This is a genomic window from Bacillus sp. TE8-1 (genome assembly GCF_008368855.1).
Lineage (GTDB): Bacteria > Bacillota > Bacilli > Bacillales > Bacillaceae_G > Bacillus_A > Bacillus_A cereus.
The window spans coordinates 51409-63651 of the sequence record NZ_QPET01000018.1 but is presented as its reverse complement, the minus strand read 5'-3'; the positions used below and the strand labels follow the sequence as shown (position 1 = coordinate 63651).

The following is a 12243-nucleotide window of genomic DNA, read 5'->3' as shown; positions in this document are numbered from 1 at the left end:
ACTATTCCACTCTGTAAGAATACACGTTCTTATTTTATATCTTTTCTCAACATTTTCACAAATATTAATTTTCAGATTAAAAATAAAAAGCTCACCAAAAAAAGATACTCATCATTTTATATGCAATTTTGCATCTCCACTTACAAATCACTAAAAAAACTTTACAATTCAAAGGATGACTAAATATACAATTTCTATTTAAAGTCTTAATACAGTCTGTACTATCAACCGCAATATTTTTTCAACCTTAAGAATACTTACACTCTTTAACACTTTCCTTATAAACATGATTTTTATAAGGAAATCTGATACAATTCTTAAATAATATTATTATGTATAGATATAACGAACATAGTGCATAATTAAAGAAGGTGATTTCATTGAAATTAAATAAAAATTTACAATTATGTATATTAATCGGAACATTAATATGCTATTCAATCTATTTTATGTTTTTCTATCTATTCCCTACTCATTTTTCAAATTCAGATGTACGCTTCGCTTCACTTGTCGTTGAAGCCATTACATTTGTATCACTGATTTACTCTATATATTCTAAAAAAGTCAGTTCAAATCCGTTTTGGATATGTATTACAATAGCAATTGGTAGTTTTTTATTAGGGAAAATAGTATATACATATCAAGATAGCTTCTTCGAAATTCCAATACATCGTTTTACGGTTTCTGATGTATTTTACATGTTTTTTCTATTTTTCTGTCTTATCGCTTTCTGCTATAAAATCTTAAAGGAATGCAATAAATGGGAAAAAGCGTTCTTTATTTGTGATATATGCATAGTGCTTACTTCCATATTTACATTAGAATGGTATTTATTTAATCAACCAAATTTAAATATATTCGCTCTTTCACTAGGAGATGTTTTCCTTTCATTTTTATACCCAATTGCAGATTTATTATTTCTACTGCTAGGTGTTAGTCTCATTTTCCGTCCAACAATTTTTAATTCCAAACGGAAAATTTATATCTTTATTTTTGTATTAATAAGTTCTGCAACTTTTAACTATATTTATTTTTACTTAAATAACCACTTATCAACTGAAACGATAATATTATTACGTCTTTTATATAGAATACCTATATTACTTATTGCAATAGCTGGCTCTATTTCAGAAGATCATAATAGCCATAAAAATTATTTCCTTGTAAACCCTATAATAGGAAAAAAAGCTTTAGTTGTATTTCCCTATCTTGCTGTTGCAATACTAATCGGGTTTACATTAAAAGAACAAACATCATCTTCAACTCTCATTACAGGAAATTGTATTACTTTTATTTTCGTACTCATTCGTCATTCTATCGTACGTATGCAAAACAATTCCTTAACAAAACGTTTGCAGGCATTTAATGCCCAACTAGAAGAAAAAGTTACTTTACGGACGTCTGATCTAGTTCATAAATCAGAGGCTCTTTCTCAAAAACAGCAAAAGTTTAAATCATTATATGAATATCATCCTGACCCTATCTTCACCATTGATTTAAATGGAATATTCTTAAATGTAAATAAGGCTGGGAGTGTACTACTTGGGGCACCAACGGATGAGTTACTAGGTGAAACTTGTTTTTCGATCATTTTAGATGAAGATAAGCATAAGCTAGCATTGGCATTAGAAAAAGTGAAACAACAAGAATCGGCATTCTTACAACTTAGTTCTCAATATAAGGATGGCTTTACTTATTTTTTATACGTTACAATCATTCCTATTATAATAGACGGACAAATTTCAGGAAGCTATATTATGGTGAAAGATATTACTGCACTAAAAAAACAGCAAGAAGAAATAAAATATTTAGCATTCCATGACACTGTAACGAAAATTGGTAACCGTGCCTTTTTCCATAAGAAATTAAAGAGAGTTATAAAAAATGCTGAAATAACAGAAAGCGAGTTTGCATTATTATATTTAGATTTAGATCGCTTTAAAGCAATTAACGATACACTTGGACATTCATCAGGAGATTACATATTAGAAGAAGTAGCAAAGCGATTCCAATCATGTCTTCCATCACATACTCATCTTTCAAGAATCGGTGGCGATGAATTTACAATCATAATTGAAAACTATACTGACGAAGATTACTTATTCCAATTATGTAACCAATTATTTAAATGCATGAAAAAGTCATTTATCATACATGAGCATAAATTAACTTTATCACTGAGTATCGGCATCGCTATTTATCCACATTCCGGAATCGATACCGCTACACTTCTGAAAAACGCTAATGTTGCAATGTATGATGCAAAAGCAAAAGAACTTAACTCTGTATCTATTTATGACGATGTAATCGCTAAAAAAATTGAAAGACGATTGCGATTAGAAAAAGATTTACCAAACGCACTACAAAATGAAGAATTGTTCCTTTTGTATCAACCTCAAGTTGATAGTGAATCTAATAAAATTATCGGTGCAGAAGCTTTAATTAGGTGGAATCATCCTGAATTAGGTATTATTTCTCCATACGAGTTTATTCCGATTGCAGAAGAAACACTACAAATTATTTCAATAGGTAAATGGACATTAGAGCAGGCTTGTAAACAAATGAAACGTTGGCACGCACTCGGATATTCACATTTAAAAATAGGTGTAAATTTATCTGCTAAGGAATTTGAACAAGAGGATTTTGTAAAATCTATTTCTTCTACTTTAACAAATACAGGTTTACCAGCAAGCTCTCTTGATCTTGAATTAACAGAGCGAATTGCAATGATGGATGAGCGAGAAACATTGATAAAACTGCGTACACTAAAAAGTTTAGGGATTCACATTTCTATCGACGATTTTGGTACAGGTTATTCTTCGCTAGCCTACTTACCTTTGTATCCAATTGATACGTTAAAAATCCCGAGAGAATTTATTACAATGTCTGAAACATGTGATGATGGAATGGAAATTATTAAAACGATCATCACATTAGCAAATACATTAGGAATGTCTGTCATTGCTGAAGGTGTAGAAACGAAAGAGCACGTAAATTTCCTTCAAAAAAATAAATGTCAGTTTATTCAAGGTTATTATTACAGTAAACCTATCCATATTCATGCATTTACTGAGCTATTAGAAAACGGCATTCACCCATAGTACATAACTAATTAGAACAAATATAGCAAAAAGGAAAGAAGATACCTTCTTTCCTTTTGTTTTTCTATTTACATTTCTATTACTTCACCACTTCATTTATTATATCTATTATTTGATGAATTCCCTCATCATTTGTTTTCTTATATCCATTCATGTTTTGAATATATTTCTCCTTATTTGTATACAACTTATTTACTGCATGTATAAATGTATTCGTACTTACTCTGTCTTGGAGTATAACTTCCGCATATCCTTGCCGTGAAAAATATTCAGCATTTAAAACTTGATCTCCCCTACTGGAACTGTTAGTTAACGGGATAAGCAACATCGGTTTCTTCAAAAATAACAATTCAGAAATAGCAGTAGAACCCGCTCTAGAAACTACAACACTTGCCATATTTAGTATATGCGGCAACTCGTCGCCTATATATTCAAATTGCATATATCCCTCCATGCCAATAGATGGGTCTACCTTCCCTTTACCACATATATGAATAATATTAAAGTTTAATAGTATTGTATCTACACATTCCCTTACCATATCATTTATCCACTTAGCACCCTGACTCCCACCCATAATTAATAATACTGGTTTATCTTGCTGAAATTCACAATATCTTCTTCCTCTTAATACGTTACCCTTCTCAATTTCTTCCCTTACAATTGGTCCTACATAAACCTTCTTCTCATTACTTACATTTTCTCCTGTCTGAGGAAATGTTGTGCATAGCTTTGTAGCAAAAGGTAATGCTATTTTATTGGCAAGCCCTAATGTGCTATCTGGTTCACGTATAATTATAGGCACACGATTTAACCATGCTCCTATAGCTACAGGAACTGAAACAAATCCTCCTGCTGAAAAGATAACGTCAGGCTTTGTTTTCTTAATTAAATTATAACTTTGTAAACAACCGCGTATAATTTTAAAAGGATCTTTAAAATTCTCCCAATCCCAATATCTCCTAAGCTTTCCCGTTGAAACACTATTGTATTTAACATTTTGCACTAATGATTTTTCAATTCCATTTTTGGATCCAATATACTCGACTCTCCAGCCTTTCTCTATAAATTTAGGAATTAATACAATATTAATCATAACGTGTCCGGCTGTACCGCCCCCAGTAAAAAGAATCGTTTTGCTCATAACTTATACCCACCTTTATTATTAAAAATCTAGCTTTCTCTTTACCTTTTAAATGTAAATAAACTTATTATTTTTTATATAAATCTTTAACTCCACCTCTATATCTTGTAAAAGATCGTTAATGAGTTCATAAAAATCATTTCCATACTCACTACACTCGTATTGAGCAAAGATTTGAATCACATACCTAGTTTCCGTCTCTAATGCTGACTTTATTTGATTAACCCTTTTTTCTTCTACATACGCTTGATATTTATGTATTGCCTCATACAGACGCAATACATGCGCTTCTTCATCTCTCCAATCCAACGTATCAACAATTGAAAGAAATAGCGTATTTTGATTATCTATTATTTCATAATCATTCATATATTTCTTACACCCTTTTTTGTTTTTCATTGCATGCAGATGTCACTACACTTCGCATACTCAAGTACATCTTTTAATGATTGATGAAATTCAATTTCTGGGATCCAACCTAACCTTTTTATTTCCTCTATTGCTAAACTCTCATTTGAGTCGCTCCCACTTTTCCCTGTTTCCTCTATAAAAAAATTTAGCTGTGTTAATTCTTTATATTGTTCTAGTACATTTAATAAAGATTGTTTTACTCCTGATCCGATATTATATTGTTTTCCATTTATTCCATCTCGTAACAACACATGATACGCTTTAATCGCATCACGTACATCTAGAAAATCTCTACTATCTTTCAAACTGTTTACTTCAATAATGGCTTTACTTCTACCTGATTCTATATCTATCATTTTCTTTGCGAGAATCGAACAAATGCCATTCGATTCCCCTGGACCAATTAAGTTTGAGGGCTTTGCAATGATAATATTTGAATCCATTAATCCTCCCCAAGCCTCTGCGATAATGACTTGCATCGTTTTACTTAAACTATATGGATTTGAAATTTTTATTTCGTTCATACTATCTGCTTGCAAAGCAGATCCTATAACTAATGTTCTACAATGCGAGGCTTCTTGCTTAATTGCTTCTAATAAATATAACGTTCCTATTACATTAATCTCTATATACTCAAGAGCAGCTGTCCAAGATTCTATAACCGAATTCCTTCCTGCTAAATGCAATACGTAGTCTGGCTTTATTTGTTTCATTACCTTCATTACTTCGCTCTTATTAGTTAAATTACACGTAATACCATTTCTAATTTTTTCTCTATGTGCACGATTTTGAAACATAGGAATTACATGAAAGCCCTGCTCTAAAAAATAGTGGCAAGCATGGCGTCCTGTGAAACCATTTGCACCAGTTATTAAAAGGCTCGCATTTTTTTTCATCGCAAAAACCCTCCTTTTAATAGCATTTGTTTCACCTCATGTTTTGCAAGCAAGTCTTGTTGAGAACTAAAACTCTTCACATCCACTAGCGGATAGCTAGAATAATATTCTTGAAGTCCTTCAATAGGAATCGTCGGTAGTACCACAAAATAATTTTGATCAAAACTTATACTTGTTTTACTCTCTACCTCAGATAGAAGCATTTCACTTAATTTTTCACCCGGTCTTATCCCTACCTCTTTCACCTTAATATTTTCTTTTTTTGAATCTTCAATTAATATTTCTGCTAAATCTGTTATTTTACATGCCGGCATTTTCATAACAAAGATTTCCCCGCCTCTACCTTGATATACTGCTTTAAATAACAATCCAACAGCATCTTCAACTGTTAAGAAAAATCTAGTCATATTCGCATCGGTAATCCCTACTTGTGAAGATCTTTTAATTTGTTGTTTAAAAAGTGGTACTACACTTCCACTCGTTCCTAAAACATTTCCACCACGAACACAAATGAATTTTGTTTTCTTCGTTTGTATATTCGCATGAACCATTAATTTTTCACCAATTGCTTTTGTCATCCCATACGTATTTGATGGATCGGCTGCTTTATCCGTTGAAACATATATAACTTTTTCAACTTGCATCTGTATAGAGGCTTCAATTACATTTTGCGTACCATGTATATTGGTTTTTATAGCTTCATAAGGATAATACTCACATACTGGAACATGTTTTAAAGCTGCAAGATGGAACACATAATGTACACCTTGGCAAGCATAGACTAGTTGATCTTTATCACGAATATCTCCAATAATAAATTTTAACCTATCATCATTTATATACTTTTGCTGCATTTCAAACTGAACCGTTTCATTTCTTGAAAAAATTCTAATTTCTTTCGGTGATTTTTCTAATAGTTGTTTTATAAGTTCATGCCCCCACGAACCTGTCCCACCAGTAATTAAAATTATTTTATTTAACATTCTTTTTCCTCCTACGAAACATCTCAATTTAAATAATATTTATTGAATTATTTTCAATTGATTCAAATCATAATCGTCGTTTGTTACATTTAATTGACAAAATAAAAAAACAGAAACTATTAAACATAGTTTCTGTTTTTCATTTCACCTCACAACAGTAAGATTTTTTATACTGTTTGCATGATAAATAAATTCCTTGTAAAAAAACACCGCTCATTTATTTCTTATACTCGTAATAAAATAAATAGAATGATTCATAGCCAATAATCATGTTTAAATTTATGAAAAAGGGAGGTAACGGAATGGACCGAAGCAATTCAAATCATACATATAACGGACCTTCCAAAGCACTGCCTCTCTCCCTATTCGACGTAAAAAATGAATTAAAACAAAAAAGCAAGCTTATTCCTTCTGACACCATGTATAAATTAACGAAAGAAGAACAACTCATCATCAACAAAATAAAAATACAAACAGAACAGCTAAATAAAAATAATGTTACAAGAACACGCGCATACTACCAATTTTACATTCAATATCCAGAAATACATTGGGCACTGCTTGGACATATGGTATCACGTAACGGCGGTTGGAATATGACTGATTTAAAGGGGGATTTATATACGAGAATTTTATCAGAGAAAGATCAATTCATATTTTTTTCTTTTTTAGAAAGAGGGAATTGGCTTATTTTCCAAGATGTATACCCTCAATTTTTACTTTACGAACAAAGTGTAAAGAGATCACAAAAGTTATTTCACCTTCTTTCTCACCTAAATGTTTCTACATTTATGGAAACGATGTGGAACCATTTTTGGAAAACAGGTAACAAAAAAACTTTAGCGATTGCAACTATTATTAATGAACAAAACTACTTAGAAAAAAGAGTGATTCAAAATGTACAATTTAAAAAGACTGTACTAAATAGTATTGGATTTAAACTCTTTGATTTCTTTCAGTTTAATCATATTCTTTTCCCATTCTACGAAAATGATAAGAAACAAAAAGTATTACTATTTGGTGATACAATGAAACATTTCACTTCCTTACATGAACGGATATTAATCGGAAAAAGATTGTACTCATTATTATTTCGAGATACACATGTTTTATCTCAAATAATAAGCTGGGCTCAACACCATCCACATACAGGATCAAGGAAAGATTACTGGCCCCATTTATTTTCAAGTGTAAATGAATCTTTTTCCCGTGAGTTTTATAAGCGCCGAATAAAGAAATGCCAGTTACGAAATGGCGCTTATCGCATATACAGCCCTGCACTCATCTATGCATGGCGAGATATGAAGCATGACGAAGTTGACAGTGAAGATTGGTTTACCGATTGGCAAGTTGTAAATTACTTAGTTGATAAGGAGGAAAATATAAATGGACAAATTACAGAAGACTACTGCAAAACACTCGAAAAAATTGAACTCGCCATTCTCGCAAAGAAAAATGTCCTCCTCCGAGAAGAAGAATGAGTTTCTAGCATTAGTAGTTACAATCTTTCTCTCTTCTATTATTGGAACTTGCTTAGATGCCTTTTTTGTTCATAAACAAATATATTCCTTTCCGGCTAGGCCCTTCTCATCCACATTTTCGGTTAATATAGCTTTTACATTGTTCGTACTGCCGATTTTAACAGTTATCTTTATACACATTTCAAAAAAATTATCTAAAGTTTCTAGAATTTTATTTATTATTTCAATCGGTATTTGTGCTAGCCTTTTTGAACAGGTTGCTGAAAGTTTAGGTTTATTTGTACATAGCGCGAATTGGAACCATACATATTCTTTATTTGGTTATATGATTTTTCATTCTTTTATTTGGAACGTATATAATTGGATAAAAAAATAAAGAGACCATTATAGGTCCCTTCTTAAGCATACTCTTCCGTTATTGCTACTGGTGCCAATGTTTGAAGGCTTTTAGAGCGTAAACGATAGGCAACGACTTTCTTCTTATATTGCTTAATGACATCAACATGTTCCTCATAGCTATATAGAGAAAATCTAATCTCTTTATTCCCTTTCTTCGTATCAATGACTATTGGTGTCCCTTCTCCTTGCGGCGGGAAATAATGTTTATCTAAAAACAAAGCCTCATTAAATTCATGAATAACTTGTAGTTTCATTTCTCCCTCTATATTTTTTCCATCTATCGATATAGAAGTATTTTCCGCCTCAAGCTTTTGATGCAATTCAAATCTACTAATAATTGATTCTACAACAGAAGTGGGCATACTAGAAACTAGCACTTTAAGAGCGCCAAAAATAAATAATGTAACTATAAACCATGTTGTCATTTTCATCATCTCCATTACATTTTAAAATATAAATTTCGTTCCATACGGTATGAATATACTAATGAGTATTCCAGTTACAATCATCGTCACCGAACCGATTGTCGCCTCTTTCTCGCCTTCCTTCACGAGACGGCTCACACCGATAATATGTGATGCACAGCCCATTCCAACTCCTTTTCCAATCGTACTTGTTATACTGAAAAACTTAAGTACTGTTGGTCCGATCATAGCGCCTGTTATTCCTGCAACAACTACAAAACTAGAAGTCATAGATGGAATACCACCAATTTGATCCGCTAATGATAGGGCAATAGGCATCGTTGCTAACTGTGGTAAAGTAGTTAATATAAGTTCCTTATCTATATTTAAAATTCCGCCAATCACTACATTCATACTCGTTACAGCCACTATACCTATCACTACTCCAATAAGTATCGATAAAAAATTTTTCATAAGTATCTTTCGCTCTTTAAATAGAGGTATGGCTAATGCTACAATTGCAGGGCTCAATAAGCTTGAAAGAATGTCTCCTCCATTTTCCCTATACTCATGATGAGAAATACCAAAAATGAAAAATAAACAAATCATAATTGCCGTAACTGTTAACACCGGTAACGTAAATGCAAACGTAAATTTTTCATATAGCTTTGTCGCCAAGAAATAAATTGCTACAGTAATAATAATTAAGACCATTTGAATCGTGCACCTTGTCGATTTTATTTTTTTGTTGTTATTAATAATTGACTTATATACCCTGAAACAATCAAAGTTACTACAGTACTTGCAACTACTAAAAGGAATATAATACTCCCCTTACTGAAAAGAAAAGACCCGTATTCCATCAGCCCTGTTGTCGAAGGGATTAAAAATAACGGTAAAAATACGATTAACTTTTCCGCACCTAACTCAAACCATTTTAACGGTAAAATGCGAGTGGAAAGGAGCAGGAACAGCATTAACATCCCTATTAAACTTCCTGGCATTGATAGATGGAATACTCCTTGAATCCACGTACCCACTAGGCTAAATACATATAGCACGCCTACTTGAAGTAAAAGCGTCACGTACTTCATTTCTTTCCCTCATTTCACTATCACACATCCATATTATGAAATCTCATGTAGCGTGTCGGCAAACCGTTTAATTCCAAGTTGAATTTGTTCTATATTCGCTCTACCAAACGTAAATCGTATATATTCATTTTTCGAACCTAAAACACTGCCCGGAACAAATGCGACACCATTCCGTATAGATTCACCTAATAAGTGATATTCATCAAACTTTCCTTTCACTTTACACCATACATGTATTCCACCCTCTGGCACGAAACATTCAACTCGGTCTCCCAATGTTCCTTCAAGCTCTGCAATTAATTCATCTCTTCTTTGCTTCAATTTTCCACGAAGTATCGTAATATGTGTATGAAAATCCTTTGATTCTAAAAATTGATTTGCTACCCACTGCGTAAATACACTATGGCCAAAATCAACTTGTTGCTTTGCATCTGCTAAACGCTCAATTACACGTGTAGGACCAATTATCCATCCAATACGTAATCCTGATGCAACAATTTTTGATAATGAACTTATATAAAGAACATTTCCATTTTGGTCCATTGATTTTAATGTCGGGTTCACTTCTCCATTAAAAGAAATTAAACTATACGGATCATCTTCTACAATTGGTATACCGAACTCAGAAGACAGTTCTAAAATTTTTTTACGTCTCGCTAATGAAAGCACAGTACCTGTTGGATTTTGATAATCTGGATTCAAAAATACCATACGAATGCGATGCTTTTTGTGCAAATCTATTAAGTCATCTGGATTCATTCCATGCTCATCAACAGGTAAATGAAATATGTTTAAACCGGCCGATTTAAACATTGGAAGCGAAAAACAATATGACGGATCTTCAATCGCAATCGCATCGCCAGGTTTTAATAAACATTGAACGATAAGATTAAGCGCCTGTTGTGCTCCTGACGTAATAAGAATAGAGCTTGAATCTGCTTCAATTTGTTTATATTGCTGAACATGTGCTGCAATTGTTTTTCTCAACATCTCATTTCCAAGTGGATGGTCATAGCCGAGGTTTTCCATAAATGTTTTCTCCGACAAAATTGTTCGAAATCTATCACTTGGAATTAATTCTGGTGACAGTTCACCACTTGCTAAATTAATTAAATCATCTTTTTGTGTTTCCGTTCGAATTTGTTGAACGAGTGGTACGTTAGGTAAGAACGATCCATCCTCCACGTACCTACCCCAGTTCGGTATTCGTTTATGTGAGACACCCCATATATCTGTATTGACCCGTGTTCCGCTTCCCTTTTGTCGTTCTACTACTCCAAGTGATTTTAATTCTTCATACGCAGCTACTATTGTACTCCGGTTCACCTGTAATTTCTTTGCTAACATACGCTCAGAAGGTAACTTACTATCAGAAGGAAATTCGCCTGAAGAAATGCCTCTTTCAATATAATCCGCAATTTGTTTATATACAGGTGTCTTATCTGCACGATTTGGTTTCCATTCCATATAGTTGCCCCCTCTCAAAACTAACTATATTTTACTCACTAATAACAGTATTGACTGTAATAATAGTATTAATTAATTAATTAATTACATGATTTAAAAATCTTTCTACTGTCATATTAAAGCTACTTGGCTTTTCTAAATAAGGTAAGTGTCCACTATTTTTAAACTCAATAAAAGTTGTATTTTTCAAACGGCTTTCAAACTCTCTTACATATTTCTCGGGGACAAAATCATCATTTTCCCCTCTTATAATTAAAGCGGAACATGTAATATTCGAAAGAAATGGTCTTTGATCATAATCTACTAATTCAGCAAATAACCTTTGAATATGCACCGGATTAATAAACTGTAAAGATTGATAAAATCCCCTGACAATTACTTCATTATTCGCTACTCCCATCGCCTTCAACAATGTATCCGCCCATTTTTTCCCGTTATCATGTAAGCTAAGCAAATCATATACTTCAAGCCGCTTCTTTCGATCCTCAGGCTCCAAATAGGGAAATGCATTTACAATAATTAAGCTAGAAACACATTCTGGATATTGGATAGCAAAATCAACACCTACTCTAGCCCCTTTTGAAAGTCCACAAATGACTACTTTTTGTAACTTTAAATAATTGCATAACTCATACAAAACATTTACATATTCTTTAAAGTTAATTTCTAGCCCTCCAGATTTTCCATGTCCTGGTAAATCAAGTGAGATCACTGTCCATTTCCCCTTAAAATATTGCCTTTGATATAACCAATTATTTGCGTTTCCTCCAAGCCCATGTAAAAACAATATGACTGGACCTGATCCTTCTATATTATAAAAAACCTTTCGATTCTTATATACAAAATACATATTCATCACCTTC

12 protein-coding genes are annotated in these 12243 nt (G+C 32.5%); 3 read left to right on the top strand and 9 right to left on the bottom strand.

Annotated features, from left to right (window positions below):
• Nucleotides 1-380: 380 nt before the first annotated feature.
• Nucleotides 381-3101, top strand: coding sequence for a putative bifunctional diguanylate cyclase/phosphodiesterase (locus DN404_RS18520; protein WP_006922219.1), 2721 nt, complete (start codon nucleotides 381-383; stop codon nucleotides 3099-3101).
• A gap of 79 nt (nucleotides 3102-3180) precedes the next feature.
• Here the strand turns inward: DN404_RS18520 and DN404_RS18515 are convergent, their stop codons facing one another.
• Genes DN404_RS18515 through DN404_RS18500 form a run of 4 tightly spaced genes read right to left on the bottom strand, consistent with a single transcriptional unit; the run spans nucleotide 3181 to nucleotide 6535 of the window.
• The gene (locus tag DN404_RS18515) at nucleotides 3181-4245 is read right to left on the bottom strand and encodes an undecaprenyldiphospho-muramoylpentapeptide beta-N-acetylglucosaminyltransferase (protein WP_000047564.1); all 1065 of its coding nucleotides are present in this window, start codon (nucleotides 4243-4245) and stop codon (nucleotides 3181-3183) included.
• A 48-nt stretch (nucleotides 4246-4293) separates the two neighbouring features.
• On the bottom strand, nucleotides 4294-4644 hold the full coding sequence (locus DN404_RS18510) for a DUF6572 domain-containing protein (RefSeq protein ID WP_015055176.1): 351 nt from the start codon (nucleotides 4642-4644) through the stop codon (nucleotides 4294-4296).
• A complete protein-coding gene (locus tag DN404_RS18505; protein WP_000739075.1) occupies nucleotides 4641-5552 on the bottom strand; it encodes an SDR family oxidoreductase in 912 nt (303 codons plus the stop codon). The genes DN404_RS18510 and DN404_RS18505 overlap by 4 nt, the downstream gene beginning before the upstream one ends.
• A complete protein-coding gene (locus DN404_RS18500) occupies nucleotides 5549-6535 on the bottom strand; it encodes a UDP-N-acetylglucosamine 4,6-dehydratase family protein (protein ID WP_016123264.1) in 987 nt (328 codons plus the stop codon). The genes DN404_RS18505 and DN404_RS18500 overlap by 4 nt, the downstream gene beginning before the upstream one ends.
• A gap of 302 nt (nucleotides 6536-6837) precedes the next feature.
• On the opposite strand from DN404_RS18500, the gene DN404_RS18495 reads away from it, so the two are divergent.
• Together DN404_RS18495 and DN404_RS18490 are read left to right on the top strand one after the other, a co-directional pair.
• Entirely contained in the window at nucleotides 6838-8016 is a 1179-nt protein-coding gene (locus DN404_RS18495; RefSeq protein WP_149215318.1) for a DUF2515 domain-containing protein, read from the top strand.
• Nucleotides 7991-8392 (top strand): CBO0543 family protein, encoded by a 402-nt coding sequence (locus DN404_RS18490; RefSeq protein ID WP_033692454.1) that lies wholly within the window; start codon nucleotides 7991-7993, stop codon nucleotides 8390-8392. Before DN404_RS18495 ends, DN404_RS18490 begins: the two co-directional genes overlap by 26 nt.
• A gap of 22 nt (nucleotides 8393-8414) precedes the next feature.
• Here the strand turns inward: DN404_RS18490 and DN404_RS18485 are convergent, their stop codons facing one another.
• The 5 genes from DN404_RS18485 to DN404_RS18465 form a co-directional block, all read right to left on the bottom strand.
• Complete coding sequence (locus DN404_RS18485) at nucleotides 8415-8840, bottom strand: YfmQ family protein (RefSeq protein WP_016123265.1); 426 nt, start codon at nucleotides 8838-8840, stop codon at nucleotides 8415-8417.
• Nucleotides 8841-8861: 21 nt separating this feature from the next.
• Nucleotides 8862-9533 (bottom strand): LrgB family protein, encoded by a 672-nt coding sequence (locus tag DN404_RS18480; protein WP_006922209.1) that lies wholly within the window; start codon nucleotides 9531-9533, stop codon nucleotides 8862-8864.
• A 23-nt stretch (nucleotides 9534-9556) separates the two neighbouring features.
• Nucleotides 9557-9913 (bottom strand): CidA/LrgA family holin-like protein, encoded by a 357-nt coding sequence (locus tag DN404_RS18475; RefSeq protein ID WP_000878492.1) that lies wholly within the window; start codon nucleotides 9911-9913, stop codon nucleotides 9557-9559.
• Nucleotides 9914-9946: 33 nt separating this feature from the next.
• Nucleotides 9947-11380 (bottom strand): MocR-like pyridoxine biosynthesis transcription factor PdxR, encoded by a 1434-nt coding sequence (gene pdxR, locus DN404_RS18470; protein WP_139848863.1) that lies wholly within the window; start codon nucleotides 11378-11380, stop codon nucleotides 9947-9949.
• Nucleotides 11381-11456: 76 nt separating this feature from the next.
• Nucleotides 11457-12230 (bottom strand): alpha/beta fold hydrolase, encoded by a 774-nt coding sequence (locus DN404_RS18465; protein WP_042867390.1) that lies wholly within the window; start codon nucleotides 12228-12230, stop codon nucleotides 11457-11459.
• Nucleotides 12231-12243 lie beyond the last annotated feature (13 nt).